We start from the raw sequence: 16,723 nt of genomic DNA, 5'->3' as shown, positions 1-16,723 counted from the left end.
CCCCTTCCTGTTACGGGCTCTTGCTACGGTTCAGTCATGCAGCGGCGCGTTGAGTCTGCGATTGAGGTAGTACCAGGCCAGGATCCCCAAGGCACCGATCAGCGCCAGGACATAGGCGTTATAGGGGTCGGGCAGCGCGCGCATGAGCAGCACGGTCAGACCGGCACCGACGCCCAGGGACACTTCCTTGGCGAACATACTGTTCTGCTTGACGGAGAAGTAGTCGAGGTAGCTGAACGCGCATTCGGCGATGGACAACAGGGTGACCCAGATGAACGCACCGATCAGGGTTTCCACATGGAAGGCGGCCGGCGAGGACAGGACGAGGAATCCGGCGAAAATGATGCCGATCACGGTGAACACCTTGAACCGGCCGGTCACTTCGATCACGCGCATGACCGGGACTTGCAGGAACACCACCACGGCACTGTTGAGAATCAGCATCAGGCCGTACCAGGACGGCAGCTCGCCGGTTTCCCGCAGGATCGCCTGGGGCAGGATCGAGAACACGCCGAACAGCTTGATGCCCATGATGATCCCGGCGATCACCCACGGCAGCTTGCCCAGCCAGCCGGAACCGCCCTGGGCCTTCGACGGCGAGGAAATGGTCGGCAGTTGCAGGGTCGCGCCCATGGCGACCGGCAGGCACATCAGGACAAAGCCGGCGGCGCCGAGGAAGAACAGGGTCGGGGTCAGTTGCGGCGACAGCAGGATCAGGCCGGCGATCAGGCTGCCCATGTTCATGGCCACGCGGTTGTAGGCCGCGCCTTCCTTGGTCTGCGCCGCCTCGCTCTTGATCAGGTAACCGGCGATGGCGATCCCGTAGGCGAACAGCGCCGCGCCGAACATGACGATGCCCTGGTCCTTGGTCAGGGCCAGCAGGACCAGACCGGTCGTGGCACACAGCAGCGTGACGCTGAGGGAGCGGCGCCCGAGGAACAGCAGCGTCAGGGGCAGCAACAGCAGCAACGCGCGGTAGCCCAGGGCGAGAATACTGTTGGTGGCGGTGTCGAGCCAGACGTTGGCCTTGCCCAGGACCGCGAACAGCGACACGGCGGTAATGATCCGGATGACGAACAGCCGGACATTAACGGCCGGCTTGGCGATACCGGCAGTTGTTTCAACACTCATGGAGAACCTCTTCGATCAGAACGACATCTAGGACAATGAAGTCGATACTAGTGAGCGAAGTCCTTCTTGATCAGAGCAAGTTGGACTAGAATCCTCCGAACTTTATTGCTCGGATGACCAGTAAAATGCAGGCGCAAAGAGCCGTGATCGCCGCTATCGAGTTCGAGCCCGGCGCGCCACTGGTACAGCAGATCGTCGAGCGCTTCACCGCGGCCATCAGCCAGGGTGGCCTGCAGCACGGGGCCAAGCTGCCGCCGATCCGTGAACTGTCGGAGCTGATGGGGGTGGGCAAGTCGACCGTGGTCGAGGCCCTGGACCGCTTGCGGGCCAAGGGCCTGGTCGCCTCGCGCCAGGGCTCGGGGCACTATGTCACCCGCCTCAGCGCAGCGGCGCATGCCGGTGTTGGCCGCGATCTGCTGCCGCAGGACACCCTCAGCGTGGTGCGTCGCGCCCTGCTGCTGGACAACGGTGCCCTGCGGCCCGGCTGCGGTTTCCTGCCCTCTTCCTGGTTGCCCGGCGAAGAACTGCTCAAGGCCGCCCGCGGCACCTTGCGCTCCACCACCCTGCGCATGGGCGAGGCCGGGGTACCCGCCGGCTATCTGCCGCTGCGCCAGGCCCTGCGGGTGAAACTGGCGACCTTCGGCATCGAAGTACCGGTGGAGCAGATCGTGACCACCGCCAACACCGTGCAGGCCATCGACATGCTCATGCGCCTGCTGATCAAGCCCGGCGATACGGTACTGCTCGACGATCCGTGCTATTTCAACCTGCGTTCGAACCTGTTGCTCCACGGCGCCAAGGTGATCAGCATCGCTCGCGATTGCGATGGCGTGGATTTCACCCGGCTCGAACAGTTGCTCGACAGCCACCGGCCGGTGCTCTACCTGACCAACACCACCTTGCATAACCCCACCGGGCATTCGTTCTCGCCGGCCCAGGTGTATCGCTTGCTGGAATTGAGCCACCGCTACGGCTTCCATATCGTCGAAGACGACCTGTACTGCGATATCCAGCAGAAGCGCACGCCCCGGCTGGCGGCGGCCGGCGGGCTGGAGAACATCAGCTATGTCTCGGGGTTCACCAAGACCCTGAGCGCCAACAGCCGGGTCAGTTATGCCGTGCTGACGCCGGAAGTGGCGGCGCGGATGATCGCCCTGAAGATGATGAGCGGCGGCGTGACTTCGGAGCTGGCCGAGCAGATGACCTACCGGATGCTCAGCGATGGCAGCTACACCAAACATGCGCGGCGGCTGGTCGACCGTTTGTATGAGTCGAACGACCGGGTCGCGCAATGGCTGGCAGAAGCGGGCTGCGCGTTGTCATCCTGCCCGGGAGAGGGGCTGTTTCTCTGGACCCGCCTGCCCGCCGGGATGAACGCCGAGACACTGGCGCGCAAGGGCCTGGAGAATGACATCGTGCTGGCCCCGGGAACCCTGTTGAGCACGGCCGACGACGCGGTGAGCTTCCTGCGCTTCAACGTCGCCCATAGCGATGACATGCGCGTACGGGAGCGGTTCATGCGCCTGCTGGACAGCTAGGCGAAAAAAAGCCCCGCGCTTCTTCCGAAGGCGGGGCTTTTTTCGTCATGCGGGTCACTCAGTGCGCGTAAGTCAGCAACAACTCGGTCGGCACCTTGAAGTCCAGGGACATCATCACGCTCAGGGCGGTAATGGTGAAGATCGAGAACACGAACAGCTTGCGTGCCCAGACCGTGTCATCCACCGCCTTGTAGCCGGTCCAGGCCATGTACAGCCAGTACATGCCCATGGCCGCGGCCACCGCGAGGTAGCTCATGCCGGCATAACCGCTGAACGTCAGCATCAACGTCGCGCCGAGGAAGGCCAGGATGTAGAGCAGGATGTGCTTCTTGGCCACCAGGATCCCGCGCTTCACCGGCAACACCGGAATCGATGCGGCCAGGTAGTCGTTGAAGCGGAAGATCGCGATCGCGTAGGAATGCGGCATCTGCCACAGGCTGAACATCACCAGCAGCGTCAGCGCCGCCATGTCGAAGCTGTTGCTCACCGCCACGTAGCCGATCACCGGTGGCATCGCCCCCGACAGACTGCCGATCAGCGTGCCGTGAACCGACTTGCGCTTGAAGTACAGGCTGTAGAAGCCGACGTAGATGACGAAGCCGATCACCGCGAACAGCGCCGCCAACGGGTTGGCGACGCGGTACAGCAAGGCCACGCCGGCAACGCCGAGGACGGTCGCGTAGACCAGTGCCAGTTTCAGGGAGATAAGCCCCTGGACCAGCACCCGGTTCTTGGTGCGTTCCATCTTCAGGTCGATGTCGCGGTCGATGCAGTTGTTGAACACGCAACCGGACGCCACCACCAGCGAGGTGCCGATCATGGCCGCCAGGAAGATGGCCAGATCGACATGCCCCTTGGAGGCCAGGAAGAAGCCACCCGCCACAGAAAGCACGTTACCGAAAATGATCCCCGGTTTGGTGATTTGGATAAAGTGCTTGAGCGACATCGGGTCTACCTCACTTCGCCATCATGACGGCGTGGATGCTGAACATGATCCACAGTGACAGACCTACCAGCAGGACAATCACCAGCGCCGCGAAGATAAACGCAATCACGTTGTTGCGCTGCGCGGCGGAACGGTCCAAGTGCAGGAAGTACACCAGGTGCACCAGCACCTGGATCACGGCGAAGATCAGCACGATCCACAGGGTCGCGGCCTTCGGCAGCGACGGGTACATCACCAGGCCGAACGGGATGGCAGTCAGGATGATCGACAGGACAAAGCCGATCATGTACGACTTCACGCTGCCGTGGTTGGCATCACTGGAATGGTGTGCATTAGCCATTTACAGAGTCCCCATCAGGTAAACAACGGTGAATACGCAGATCCACACGACGTCCAGGAAGTGCCAGAACAGGCTCAGGCAGCTCAGGCGAGTGATGTTGGTCGGCGTCAGGCCGTTTTTCCAGACCTGGTACATCATCACGGCCATCCAGATCAGGCCGCTGGTGACGTGTACACCGTGGGTCCCGACCAGGGTGAAGAACCCGGACAGGAAGCCGCTGCGGTTAGGACCGTAGCCTTCTTCGATCAGCTTGTGGAATTCGTTGATTTCCATGCCGATGAAGCCCAGGCCGAACAGGAAGGTGATCGCCAACCAGCCCAGTACCTGGCTTTTCTTGCCCTTGAACAACGCCAGCATGGCGAAGCCGTAGGTGATCGAGCTGAGCAACAGGCAGGCGGTTTCGCCCAGCACGTAAGGCAGTTCGAAGATGTCGTGGCCCGACGGGCCACCCGCTACGTTGTTAACCAGTACCGCGTACGCTGCGAAGATCGACGCAAACAGGATGCAGTCGGTCATCAGGTAGAGCCAGAAACCGAATACGGTCATCTCGCCCGAGTCGTGGTGATGGTCATCGTGCCCATGGTCATGACCATGGGCGTGTCCAGCATGAGTCACTGCATTCGACATGGTTTAAGCCTTTTCCAACGAGGTTTCAACACGAGCATTGGCCGCAATCGCCTTGGCCTCTACCAGCACCTTGTGCTGCTCGGCTTCGATGCGTTCGATGGTCTCTACCGGCACCATGTAGCCCTGGTCGTCACGGGCGGCATGGATGATGAAATAGATCACGGTACCGGCCAGGCCGAAGATGGCCATCCACCAGATGTGCCAGATCATCGCGAAACCGAAGACGGTCAGCAGAGCACCCATGACCAGGCCGGTCGCGGTGTTGTTCGGCATGTGGATCGGCTGGTAGCGCTTTGGAACCGAGTACGCGGTACCGTTTTCCTTGGCTTCGGTGAACGCGTCGACCACATCGGCTTTCGGCAGTTCGGCGAAGTTGTAGAACGGTGGTGGCGAAGAGGTCGACCATTCCAGGGTATGGCCGTTCCATGGGTCGCCGGTCACGTCCAGGTTCTGCTTGCGATCACGTACGCTGACGTAGATCTGGATCAGTTGCGAAGCGATACCGAAGGCGATCAGGACCGCACCGAACAGAGCGACGTACAGGTACGGTACCCACTCAGGGTTGGTGCTGGCGTTCAGGCGACGGGTCATGCCCATGAAGCCCAGTGCATAGAGCGGCATGAACGCGACGAAGAAGCCCGAGATCCAGAACCAGAACGCTGCCTTGCCCCAGCCTTCGTGCAGCTTGAAGCCGAACGCTTTCGGGAACCAGAAGCTGAAGCCGGCGATGTAGCCGAATACCGCGCCGCCGATGATCACGTTGTGGAAGTGCGCGATAACGAACAGGCTGTTGTGCAGGACGAAGTCAGCACCCGGGATGGCCAGCAGTACGCCGGTCATGCCGCCGATGGCGAAGGTCACCATGAAGCCCAGGGTCCAGAGGACCTGGCTGGTGAAGCGCAAACGACCGCGGTAGATGGTGAACAGCCAGTTGAACAGCTTCACCCCTGTCGGGATCGAGATCAGCATGGTCGCCAGGCCGAAGAAGGCGTTGACGTTGGCACCCGAGCCCATGGTGAAGAAGTGGTGCAGCCAGACCATGAAGCCCAGCACCGAGATCGCGCCACTGGCGTAGATCATCGAGTGGTGGCCGAACAGTTTCTTGCCGGAGAAGGTCGAGATGACTTCGGAGAAAACCCCGAACGCCGGCAGGATCAGGATGTACACCTCGGGGTGACCCCAGGCCCAGAACAGGTTGACGTACATCATCGGATTTCCACCCAGTTCATTGGTGAAAATGTGGAAATCCATGTAGCGGTCAAGCGTCAGCAAAGCGAGTGTGGCGGTGAGGATCGGGAACGAAGCAACGATCAGCACGTTGGCCCAGGTGCAGGTCCAGGTGAAGATCGGCATGTCCATCAGCTTCATGCCAGGGGTACGCATTTTCAGCACGGTGGCCAGGAAGTTCACCCCGGTCAGCGTCGTACCCAACCCTGATAGCTGTAGCGCCCAGATATAGTAGTCGACCCCCACGCCCGGACTGTATTGCAGTCCCGACAGCGGCGGATACGCAACCCAACCGGTCTTGGCGAATTCGCCGACACCCAGGGAAACGTTGATCAGCACCACGCCGGATACCAGCAGCCAGAAGCTCAGGGAGTTCAGGAACGGGTAGGCAACGTCACGCGCACCGATCTGCAGCGGCACGACGATGTTCATCAGGCCGGTGAAGAAAGGCATCGCCATGAAGATGATCATGATCACACCGTGTGCGGTGAAGATCTGGTCATAGTGATGGGGAGGCAGGTAGCCAGGCGAACCCTCGGTGGCCATGGCCAGCTGGGTACGCATCATGATGGCGTCGGAGAAGCCGCGCAGCAGCATGACCATGGCCACGACGATGTACATGACACCGATTTTCTTGTGGTCGACGGAAGTCAGCCACTCGGTCCACAGGTAGGTCCACTTCTTGAAGTAGGTGATCGCCACGAACAACGCCAGACCACCGAGCGCGATCATGGCAAGGGTCACCATGACAATCGGTTCGTGGAACGGGACCGCTTCCCAACTTAATTTACCAAACATCGTTTACTCCTCTGCCCCGGCAGCTGAATGCGAACCTTCCGTTGCGGCGACTTCTTTCTTCTCGTGCTCGACCGGCTTGCCTGGTTTCATACCTTCGTACTTGTCGACGATGATCTGGAACAGGTTCGGCGTAACGCTGGAATAAAGCTCGACCGGGTTGTCCTGGCTCGGCTTGGAAAGGTCTGCGTATTCAGCTTGTTCAAGCTGTTTAGGTGCCTTCTTGACCTCAGCTACCCAGGCATCGAAATCCGCCTGGCTGGTTGCGGTCGCTTTGAATTTCATACCGGTGAAGCCGGCGCCGCTGTAGTTGGCGGAAATCCCTTCGTACTCATGATTCTCGTTGGAGATCAGGTGCAGCTTGGTCTGCATGCCGGCCATCGCGTAGATCTGACCGCCCAGGCCCGGGATGAAGAACGAGTTCATCACGCTGTCGGAGGTGATCTTGAAGTTCACCGGGGTCTTGGCCGGGAACACCAGCTTGTTGACGGTGGCGATGCCTTGTTCCGGATAGATGAACAGCCACTTCCAGTCCAGCGCGACGACTTGTACTTCAATCGGCTTGACGTCGGATTCCAGCGGACGATACGGGTCCAGGGCGTGGGTCGACTTGTAGGTCACGATGCCCAGGAACAGGATGATGATCGCCGGAACGGCCCAGACCACGATTTCGATCTTGGTCGAGTGATTCCACTTCGGCGCATAGGTGGCGTCCTTGTTCGACGCGCGGTATTTCCAGGCGAAGGCAAAGGTCATCAGGATGACCGGCACCACGACCAACAGCATCAGCAGCGTGGCAGTGATGATCAGGTTACGTTCGTCCAGTGCCACCTGACCCTTCGGGTCGAGCAAGGTCATGTTGCACCCTCCCAGCAACAACGTGCCGAGCAGCGGCAATAAGCCTAGGAATCTGGGGTACCTTGTTTTACTCATCTCACGACCTCTAAAGCAGCTTGCGCAATGCAGTTGGGTTTTGATCGCCAACACTTCACCCTGCCAAGGGTTGGCATTTTTTCTTCAATTGAATAAGGGCCTGCCCTTCGCGCTAATCGCTGATCGGCACATCTGGAGCTGGCAGTGAGTTCTTATTCGATTTTGTCGGTCAAAGGCCTTGTTACAGACCAATTCCATTTGGTGCGGATACTTGGAGGTTGCCAGCACCCGGGATCGCATGGCACCTTTCAGCCCCTCGATCGCCCTCGTGCGCTCAGGGATGAGCAGCGCCGGACATTCAGTGCGGGCGATTGTAGATATGTCGCGTTTTATAAACCATGTCTCATCCTGAAATATTTTTTATCCGTCCGCGCAACAATCATTCACCGATTTTGCAATGATCCTTAATCGTATAGCTTTTCATTCTCAACAAAAAGCTCTGATACGCGCTTCTACCGGACAACCTGATATGCCCCCCGCGCCGGCCGGACGGCCTCCCGAGGAACGCCTGCCCCCGGTAAAACGGGGTCCATAGCAGGTATTTGGTCCCTTGCAAGGTACTCCCTTCGTGGCCTCCGGCGAAAAAGCCGGCCAGGGAACTTTCCTGAGAATTGTTGTCGATTGAAGGGCTGCACCATCGTCGCAAACGCCCCCTGCGACACCTGCGACGTGACAATATGTCGCACTTTTTCCGGGCCTTTCGTTGCCCTCGATCACCGCCTCTTCACGAGCCCCACGGACACAAAAACGCCCCGGCCTCCCTCGGGAAGACCGGGGCGTCTCGGACTGGATCAGCGGTTTTGCCGACGGTTGCGATAAATGCCCAGCGGCACCAGCACGACAGTCAGGACAAAGGCTACCAGCGCCCATTGCGCCAGGGACAAGCCCAGGACCGGAGGGTACGGGGTCTCGCAGAAACCGTCGACCTGGAACCCCAGCGGGAAAAGCTTCGCCAGCGGCAAGCCGTCGACAATCGGCTGCAACACATCGATCCCGCAACTGACCTGCGGAAAGGCCTGGATATAGACATGCCGGCCTGCCACGGCCACCCCGGCGACCGCGCTCAACCACGCCAGCACCTCCAGCACCGTGAGACTGCGCGGGGTACGCATGCCGGCGCCGATGAAGGCGAATATGGCGATGAACAGCAAGGCATAGCGTTGCAGGATACACAGCGGGCAAGGCGCCTCGCCCAGTACCACCTGCATATAGAGTGCACCGCCGATCAAGGCCAGGCAGATCACCCCGAGCAGGACGAGAAAGCGCCGCTCCCGTCCCAGCCGCATCATTTCGTCATTCATCCCGTTTTCCTTTGACTCGTTATTGGATCGGCCGGAAGGCAGCGCTGGCAGCGGCCGCATCAAGCCGAGGTTGTCTTCGACAGGCCGCTCTGGGCGCCATCCGAACGTGGTCGATCCGATCAATATCCGTGGCCCGGAAGTCTACACGCAGGTCATGACCTTTGAATGTATTGAGCACGTGGAAAAGTGCTCCCGCAAGTGCGGGAAGCCACAGAACCTGTTGTTGGAATCAGCCCTGGGGAATTAACGACAGGCTGATTAAAGGCGGATTAACCGCTGAGGGATTTTTCGGATTGCGCAAACAATGCCGGTCGAGTGATCGTTCCCACGCGCGGCAAAGAAATGCAGCCGTGACGCGCTGCGTCACACAGCGGACGCAGAGCGTCCCGAGAGGCATTCCCACGCTGGAGCGTGGGAATGATCATCATCGTTATTCCAGGGCTGCTGCCGGGCCGAAGAACTCATACCGGCTCTGTGTTTCCGGTACGCCCAGCGCCTTCAGGTGGCGCTTGATCGCGCCCATGAAACCCTTGGGCCCGAGGAAGTAGGCATCCAGGTCACGCTGCTCCGGCAGCCATTCGGCCAGCAACTCCTGGCTCAACAGGCCGACCTTGTGCGCTGCCGGGCTCACGCCGTCATCTTCGGCGTAGCAGTAGAAGCGCTTGAGCTGCGGATGCCGTTCGGCGAGGCCATCGACCCAGTCGCGGAACGCATGCACGCCACCGTTGCGCGCGCAGTGGATGAAGTGCACCGGCCGCTCGGTCGCCAGTGCCGCTTCGAGCATCGGCAAGGTCGGGGTGATGCCGACACCGCCGCTGATCAGAACCAGCGGCTTGTCGCTGGCGGTCAGGATGAACTCGCCCGAGGGCGGGAACAGGTCCAGGGTCTGGCCGACCGCCAGTTGATCGTGCAGGTAGTTCGAGGCCCGGCCGCCGGCCTCGCGCTTGACGCTGATGCGGTACTGCCCGGCCTTCGCCAGGGCCGACAGGGAGTAATTGCGGCGCAGCTCCTCGCCGTCGACGACCAGCTTCAGGCCAATGTACTGCCCCGGTTCGAAGGCGAGGATGGCCTGGCCATCCACCGGTTCGAAATAGAACGAGGTGATTTCCGCGCTCTCCTCGACCCTGGCCGCCACCTTGAACGACCGGGCACCACGCCAGCCGCCTGGCGCCTGGGCCTTTTCGTCGTAGATCGCGGTCTCGGCACCGATGAGGATATCGGCCAACTGGTTGTAGGCCGCGCCCCAGGCACTCATCACCTCGGGGGTGGCGATCTCCTCGCCCAGCACTTCGTGGATGGCCCGCAGCAGGCAGGTGCCGACGATCGGGTAATGCTCCGGGAGAATCTGCAGCGCGACATGCTTGTTGATGATCTTCGCCACCAGGTCGCCCAACTGGTCGAGCTGGTCGATATGACGGGCGTACATCAGCACACCGTTGGCCAGTGCCCGCGGCTGGTCGCCACTGGACTGGTGGGCCTGGTTGAACAGCGGACGCACCTGCGGGTACTCGGACAGCATCATCCGGTAGAAGTGGGTGATCAGCGCTTCCCCGCCGCTTTCCAGCAGCGGGACAGTCGACTTGACGATGGCACGGTCTTGAACGCTCAGCATGGGATCAACTCCTGGAGTTTAGGCTTCGCCTGAATTGACCTTGACTATTCACACACCATGCCAGAATAAAAATCCTTTAAAATCAATAAATTAAAATATCATTAGTCACAAGGACTACAGCCACCTTATAGTCAGTCTGACACCACAGGAGTCAATATGACTGCAAAATCCCTGCTGACCACCCTGCTGCCGCTGGTATCGGATCTTTCCCGGGAACTGCCCGAAAGCGAACGTTACCGGCGCCTGCTCGAAGCCATGCGCGCCCTGCTGCCTTGTGACGCCGCGGCGCTGCTGCGCCTGGACGGCGAGTGGCTGGTGCCGCTGGCCGTCGACGGGCTGAGCACCGACACCCTCGGCCGGCGCTTCAAGGTCAGCGAGCATCCGCGCTTCCAGATCCTGCTCGGCAGCCATGGGCCAACCCGTTTCGACAGCGACAGTGAATTGCCCGACCCTTATGACGGCCTGGTGGATGGCCTGACCGAGCACCTGGAGGTCCATGACTGCCTGGGTTGCCCGCTGTTTATCGACGAACGCCCCTGGGGCCTGCTGACCCTCGATGCCCTCGACCCGGAACGCTTCGAGCGGATCGAACTGGATGCCCTGCAAGCCTTCGCCAGCCTGGCGGCGGCCACGGTCAGTGCCGCCGAACGCATCGAGCGCCTGGCCTTGCGCGCCGAGGACGAACGTCAGCGCGCCGAACTCTATCGCCAGGCCAGTAACCCGCAGAATCGCGAAATGATCGGCCAGAGCAAAGCCCACAAGCGCCTGGTGGAAGAGATCAATCTGGTCGGTGGCAGCGACCTGACGGTGCTGATCACCGGTGAAACCGGGGTCGGCAAGGAACTGGTGGCCCAGGCGATCCATGCCGCCTCCCCGCGTTCGGAAAAACCCATTATCAGCCTCAACTGTGCCGCCCTGCCGGATACCCTGGTGGAGAGCGAGCTGTTCGGTCACGTACGCGGCGCCTTCACCGGGGCGGTCAACGATCGGCGCGGCAAGTTCGAGCTGGCCAATGGCGGCACCCTGTTTCTCGACGAGGTCGGCGAACTGTCGCTGAGCGTCCAGGCCAAGCTGCTGCGGGTGCTGCAAAGCGGCCAGTTGCAGCGACTGGGCTCGGACCGCGAGCATCAGGTGGACGTGCGGCTGATCGCCGCCACCAACCGCGACCTGGCCGAAGAGGTGCGCAGCGGACGCTATCGGGCCGACTTCTATCACCGCCTGAGCGTCTATCCGCTGCAAGTACCGGCCTTGCGTGAGCGCGGGCGCGACGTCCTGCTGCTGAGCGGCTTTTTCCTCGAACAGAACCGCTCGCGCATGGGCCTGGGCAGCTTGCGCCTGAGCCCCGACGCCCAGGCGGCGCTGCTGGCCTACAACTGGCCGGGCAATGTCCGCGAGCTGGAACACCTGATCGGCCGCAGTGCCCTGAAAGCCCTGGGCAATTGCCGCGAACGGCCGAAGATCCTCAGCCTGGGCGCCGCCGATCTCGATCTGCCGGCGGTGACAGCCGAAGCCCCGACTGCACCTGCCATCGCCCCGCCGGGCCTGGAAAGCGGAGTCGACCTGCGCCAGGCCACGGAGCACTACCAGCGGCAACTGATCGGCAACTGCCTGGAAAGACACCAGAACAACTGGGCCAGTGCCGCCCGGGAGCTGGGCCTGGACCGGGCGAACCTGGGACGGATGGCCAAGCGCCTGGGCTTGAAATGAGCCAAGGCAACCCGGGAGCCCGCCGGAGCCGGGGTGGCCCGCGAAGAACGATAACGCGGCGGACCTGAAAAACCGCGCCGCCCTCTTCGCGAGCCAGCACCGCTCCCATGAGATATTCACCTAAAGCCCGCCCGGCTCAGGTCGATAACCCGTCATCGATACCTGTTCCGGGCTAACCTGCCCTGAAGCAGCTTTTCCCACAGAAGGTTTTTATGTCTTCCAACAAAGCCCGCGCAGACTCACTGTCACTTCTGCTCTTTACCTTGCGCAGCGGCAAGCTGATGGCGATCAACCTGCTGAAAGTCAGCGAAATCATTCCCTGCCCGCCGCTGACCAAGCTGCCGGAGTCCCACCCCCACGTCAAAGGCATCGCCACCCTGCGCGGCGCCTCGCTGTCGGTGATCGACCTGAGCCGGGCCATCGGCGAGCGCCCCCTGGTGGACCCCGACGGCGGCTGCCTGATCGTCACTGATGTCAGCCGGTCCAAGCAGGGCCTGCATGTCCAGGCCGTGAGCAAGATCGTCCATTGCCTGACCACCGACATCCGCCCACCGCCCTTCGGCTCCGGCGGGGTACGTTCCTTCATCACCGGGGTGACCCAGGTCGACGGTACGCTGGTGCAGGTGCTCGATATCGAAAAGGTCATCCATGTCATCGCCCCGGCGCAGATCGAAGTCGCCCCGGCCGAATTGACCATGGAAGAAGCGGAAATCCTCGGTCACGCGCGCATCCTGGTGGTCGATGACAGCCAGGTGGCCCTGCAGCAATCGGTGCACACCCTGCGCAACCTCGGCCTGACCTGCCATACCGCGCGCAGCGCCAAGGACGCCATCGGCTGCCTGCTGGACCTGCAAGGCACCGCCGAACAGATCAACGTGGTGGTCTCGGATATCGAGATGTCGGAAATGGACGGCTACGCCTTCACCCGCACCGTTCGCGAGACCCCGGATTTCCAGGACCTCTACATTCTCCTGCACACCTCCCTGGACAGTGCCATGAACAGCGAGAAGGCGCGCCTGGCCGGGGCCAACGCGGTGCTGACCAAGTTCTCTTCGCCGGAACTGACCAAATGCCTGATCCAGGCGGCCAGGACCGTGGCCGCCCAAGGTATCTGAGATGCCCCACCGTCATTGCCTGTTGCTGCGCAAGGACCTCGACGACCTGCTGGAGGTGCCGCAATGGCCGTCCGGAATTCGCCTCGGTGTGCTGCGACCGGAACTGATGCAGGCCGTGCACGACCTGCTGGTGCTGGGCTACCGCGACGGCAGCGTGCCTGTCGCGGACTTCGCCAGCTGGCGCGAGCATTTCACCACGGATGCCGAGTACGATCCGACGCTGTGCCTGATCGCCATGGACGAGCAGGGTCTCGCCGGTGTCGCCCAATGCTGGACCAGTGCCTATATCAAGGACCTGGTCGTGCATCCACGCCGCCGTGGCCAGGGCCTGGGCCTGGCGTTGCTGCGCCATGCCTTCCAGGTCTTCGCTTCGCGGGGCGAAGCCTTCGTCGACCTCAAGGTGATGGAAAACAACCTGCCCGCCCGGCGCCTGTACGACAGCGCCGGCATGCGCTTTATCCAGCGCTATGAAGTCAGCCCGGCTCAGGCATAATCCGGTTTTTGCCGGATGCACCTTCAGGAGACCTGCCATGAAAGCCTCTACCCTGATCTTCATCAGCCTCGCCGCGTTGGCGACCCAGGCCCAGGCCTCCAGCCCCGACGCCTGGATTGCCTACAACAAGGCCGTGCTGGCCAGTTGCACCAAGGCCAGCAGCCTCAAGAACGTGAAGCCGGTGGGCAATCCGGCACAATTCGATGACAAGATCGGCTACACCGCCGTGCTGCTGCATGGCCGCTACCCGCAGGCCCACATGAAAAACCAGCCGGGCACCGAACTGTGCCTGTACAACAAGAAGAGCAAGACCGCCGCCGTGACCGAGTGGGACTCGGTGATGCCGGCGCGCAGCAACTGAGGGACTGGCGCACAACTTGCTTCGACCCAGGTTCACGCGGTGACGGCGTGCCGGATTTGTGTCACCGCCCCAGCCTTTCCCTTGCCGTCGGTCGGTCCATGAACACCCATTTTTCCTGCGTAGGGTGCGGCAAATGCTGCACCGATCACCATGTCCCGCTGACCTTGGCCGAAGCCCGCCAGTGGGCGGCGGACGGCGGCCAGGTGATCGTCCTGGTGGAAGCTTTCCTGCCGAACGGCCTCGGCTTGCCGCAGGCCCAGCGCGAGCACGCGCAACGCCGTTCCTGGGGCGTTCCCAGCGGCAGCACCGAGGCCCGCGTGGCGATCACCTTCGCCGCCTACAACGTCGGCCCCTGCCGGAATCTTGACGAAGAGCAGCGCTGCCGGATCTACGAGCGCCGACCGCTGGTGTGCCGCATCTACCCGATGGAAATCAATCCGCATATCCCGTTGCGCCCCGAGGCCAAGGACTGCCCGCCGGAATCGTGGCAGGCGGCCCAGCCGCTGCTGATCAGCGGCGGGCAACTGGTGGACGCCGATCTGGCGCGGATGATCGAGGACTCGCGCCAGGCCGACCGTGAGGATATTCAGGCCAAGGAGCTGATCTGCGAACAGCTGGGCATCCGCACCACGGCGCTCAAGGGCGACGGCTTCACCGCCTACCTCCCGCACATGCCGGCATTCGCGGCCGCCATTGACCAGGTACGGCAACTGACGTCCTGGCCGGCGGCGAGCGAATGGAGCTTTCATGTCTCCGGCCCGGCCATCACCGAGCAGTTGCAGGCGGCCGGGGCGCGAGTGGTGACTGAAGCGGCAACCACCTACGCGTTCATCGCCTTGCAGGCGGCCTGAGCCGTCAGCAACGCTTGCGCCAGAACTCCTGGGCCAGCGAGCGCAAGTCGTTCGCCAGCCCCGCCACATCCCCCGAGTTGAGATGGCTCTGCTGGCCGACACTGACCAGCGCCTCGCAGGCATTGCGGATGCTGACGATATTGCGACTGATGTCCTCGCTGACGGAACTCTGTTCTTCCACCGCCGACGCGATCTGCTGACTCATCGCGGTAATCCGGCTGACCCGCTGGCTGATCCCGGCCAGGGCATCGGCCGCCTGCTGGACCTGCTGCACACTGTCTTCGGCCTGCTGGCTGCTGTGTTGCATCACTTCCACCGCATTGCGCGCACCGTCCTGCAGATTGCTGATCATCCGCTGGATTTCGTTGGTCGACTGCTGCGTGCGCTGGGCCAGCCCGCGCACTTCGTCGGCCACCACCGCGAAGCCCCGGCCCTGTTCCCCGGCGCGAGCGGCTTCGATGGCGGCGTTGAGCGCCAGCAGGTTGGTCTGGTCGGCAATCCCGCGGATCACCTCCAGGACCGTGGAAATCTCGGTGCTATGGCTTTCCAGGTGCAGGATCACCTCGGTGGCGCGTGCCAGCTCGTTGGCCAGGCGCAGCACCGCGCTGCGGCTTTCGCCCACCAGTTGATGCCCCTCGCGGGTTTCGCTGCCGACCTGGTCGGCCGCCTCGGAGGCCTGCTGGGCATTGCTGGCGACCTGGGCGACGCTGGCGCTCATCTGCTGAATGGCGGCCGCCACCTGGTCGGTCTCGGCCTGTTGGTCCAGGGTGCTGCCGTGACTGCTCTGGATATGCCGGGCCAGCGCCTGGGCATGCCCGGACAGGCGCAGCGAGGCATCGTCGATGCGCCCCACCACGGCCCCGACCTGCGCCTCCAGCATGCTCAGGGCAAAACCGATCTGGCCGATCTCATCGCTGCGGCCGGTGTAGATCGCCTGGCTCAAGGGGTTGTCGGCGATCTCACGGCCGCGTGCCGCCAGCCGGGAAAACGGGCGCAAGGACAGGTGGGTCAGCACCCCGACCAGCGCGCTCCCCAACACCCAGAGTCCCAGTTCAACCTCCAGCGACTGCCCACCGGCCCCGTGCCCCAGCGCCAGGACCAGCGCAAACGCAGCGCTGGCCTGCGCCCAGAGCCGGGTCTGCAGGCGCAGGCCCGGCAGGCGCTGGCGCCAGGGCAGACGCCCGCTGCGCAACCAGCCGTACCAGCGCTCGGCGGCCTCGACCTGCGCGGCGTCGGGCCGGGTTCTCACCGACTGGTATTCGACGGTCTGGCCATCGCGGGTCACCGGCGTGGCATAGGCACTGACCCAGTAGTGATCGCCATTCTTGCAGCGGTTCTTCACCAGGCCCATCCATGAGCGCCCACCCTTGAGGGTTTGCCACATGTGCGCGAAGGCCTCGCCAGGCATGTCCGGATGACGCAGCAGGTTATGCGGCGAGCCCAGCAGTTCCTCGCGGCTGTAGCCGCTGATCCTGATGAAATCGGCATTGGCGTAGGTAATCGTGCTGTCCAGATCGGTGGTCGAAAGAATGTTGGCATCAAAGGCGACGTCGACATTTCGCCCGGTAATCGGGAGATTGATCTTCATGGAAGCGCGCTCGGAGGGTTGAGAGGAGTCGGCAGCGCGTCGACTCTAAGCGCACGGAAAAGCAAAACACTGATCCAGCTCAGGTTCTTGGCATTTAGCCATGAACCTGATGAGGGCCCTGTCAGCCGATGGACGCGCTGACAGGGAGGACAGGCGGG

Annotated in this window: 15 protein-coding genes and 1 pseudogene; 6 read left to right on the top strand and 10 right to left on the bottom strand. The window is 62.2% G+C overall.

The features are described 5' to 3' along the window. Window positions 1-30 precede the first annotated feature (30 nt). Window positions 31-1,131, bottom strand: coding sequence for a hypothetical protein (locus HX881_RS10075; protein WP_177084171.1), 1,101 nt, complete (start codon window positions 1,129-1,131; stop codon window positions 31-33). A 125-nt stretch (window positions 1,132-1,256) separates the two neighbouring features. Between HX881_RS10075 and HX881_RS10070 the strand changes: the two genes are divergently transcribed. After that, entirely contained in the window at window positions 1,257-2,669 is a 1,413-nt protein-coding gene (locus HX881_RS10070; RefSeq protein ID WP_177084170.1) for an aminotransferase-like domain-containing protein, read from the top strand. A 58-nt stretch (window positions 2,670-2,727) separates the two neighbouring features. On the opposite strand, the gene cyoE is transcribed toward HX881_RS10070, so the two are convergent. The 7 genes from cyoE to hmpA all read right to left on the bottom strand — a co-directional run bounded on the left by cyoE (window position 2,728) and on the right by hmpA (window position 10,450). Beyond that, window positions 2,728-3,615, bottom strand: coding sequence for a heme o synthase (gene cyoE, locus HX881_RS10065; RefSeq protein ID WP_017123636.1), 888 nt, complete (start codon window positions 3,613-3,615; stop codon window positions 2,728-2,730). Window positions 3,616-3,625: 10 nt separating this feature from the next. Further along, the gene (cyoD, locus tag HX881_RS10060; RefSeq protein ID WP_177062302.1) at window positions 3,626-3,955 is read right to left on the bottom strand and encodes a cytochrome o ubiquinol oxidase subunit IV; all 330 of its coding nucleotides are present in this window, start codon (window positions 3,953-3,955) and stop codon (window positions 3,626-3,628) included. Continuing rightward, the gene (locus tag HX881_RS10055; protein WP_042934322.1) at window positions 3,956-4,582 is read right to left on the bottom strand and encodes a cytochrome o ubiquinol oxidase subunit III; all 627 of its coding nucleotides are present in this window, start codon (window positions 4,580-4,582) and stop codon (window positions 3,956-3,958) included. A gap of 3 nt (window positions 4,583-4,585) precedes the next feature. Beyond that, a complete protein-coding gene (cyoB, locus tag HX881_RS10050; protein WP_177084168.1) occupies window positions 4,586-6,607 on the bottom strand; it encodes a cytochrome o ubiquinol oxidase subunit I in 2,022 nt (673 codons plus the stop codon). Between the two features lie 3 nt (window positions 6,608-6,610). Further along, window positions 6,611-7,537: a ubiquinol oxidase subunit II gene (cyoA, locus tag HX881_RS10045; protein ID WP_042934318.1), complete on the bottom strand. Its 927-nt coding sequence runs from the start codon at window positions 7,535-7,537 to the stop codon at window positions 6,611-6,613. 791 nt (window positions 7,538-8,328) lie between these two features. Then, complete coding sequence (locus HX881_RS10040; RefSeq protein ID WP_017123631.1) at window positions 8,329-8,838, bottom strand: disulfide bond formation protein B; 510 nt, start codon at window positions 8,836-8,838, stop codon at window positions 8,329-8,331. Window positions 8,839-9,268: 430 nt separating this feature from the next. Then, window positions 9,269-10,450, bottom strand: a complete 1,182-nt coding sequence (hmpA, locus tag HX881_RS10035) for an NO-inducible flavohemoprotein (protein ID WP_177084167.1) — start codon at window positions 10,448-10,450, stop codon at window positions 9,269-9,271. A gap of 156 nt (window positions 10,451-10,606) precedes the next feature. Between hmpA and norR the strand changes: the two genes are divergently transcribed. The 5 genes from norR (at window position 10,607) to HX881_RS10010 (ending at window position 14,977) form a co-directional block, all read left to right on the top strand. Next, on the top strand, window positions 10,607-12,157 hold the full coding sequence (norR, locus tag HX881_RS10030) for a nitric oxide reductase transcriptional regulator NorR (RefSeq protein WP_177084166.1): 1,551 nt from the start codon (window positions 10,607-10,609) through the stop codon (window positions 12,155-12,157). 212 nt (window positions 12,158-12,369) lie between these two features. Beyond that, window positions 12,370-13,272: a chemotaxis protein CheV gene (locus tag HX881_RS10025; protein ID WP_177084165.1), complete on the top strand. Its 903-nt coding sequence runs from the start codon at window positions 12,370-12,372 to the stop codon at window positions 13,270-13,272. Window position 13,273: 1 nt separating this feature from the next. Further along, window positions 13,274-13,765, top strand: a complete 492-nt coding sequence (locus tag HX881_RS10020; RefSeq protein ID WP_177084164.1) for a GNAT family N-acetyltransferase — start codon at window positions 13,274-13,276, stop codon at window positions 13,763-13,765. 37 nt (window positions 13,766-13,802) lie between these two features. Beyond that, window positions 13,803-14,126 (top strand): hypothetical protein, encoded by a 324-nt coding sequence (locus HX881_RS10015; RefSeq protein ID WP_103032745.1) that lies wholly within the window; start codon window positions 13,803-13,805, stop codon window positions 14,124-14,126. A 98-nt stretch (window positions 14,127-14,224) separates the two neighbouring features. After that, entirely contained in the window at window positions 14,225-14,977 is a 753-nt protein-coding gene (locus HX881_RS10010) for a YkgJ family cysteine cluster protein (protein ID WP_042934315.1), read from the top strand. A 4-nt stretch (window positions 14,978-14,981) separates the two neighbouring features. On the opposite strand, the gene HX881_RS10005 is transcribed toward HX881_RS10010, so the two are convergent. Further along, on the bottom strand, window positions 14,982-16,028 hold the full coding sequence (locus HX881_RS10005; protein ID WP_370590986.1) for a methyl-accepting chemotaxis protein: 1,047 nt from the start codon (window positions 16,026-16,028) through the stop codon (window positions 14,982-14,984). A gap of 255 nt (window positions 16,029-16,283) precedes the next feature. Beyond that, window positions 16,284-16,565: pseudogene (locus HX881_RS33180) on the bottom strand (PAS domain-containing protein); the annotation flags it as partial. Window positions 16,566-16,723: the final 158 nt, after the last annotated feature.

The organism is Pseudomonas gingeri, from assembly GCF_013386115.1.
Lineage (GTDB): Bacteria > Pseudomonadota > Gammaproteobacteria > Pseudomonadales > Pseudomonadaceae > Aquipseudomonas > Aquipseudomonas gingeri.
The sequence above is the reverse complement of the archived record's forward strand: the minus strand, read 5'-3'. Positions and strand labels throughout refer to the sequence as shown.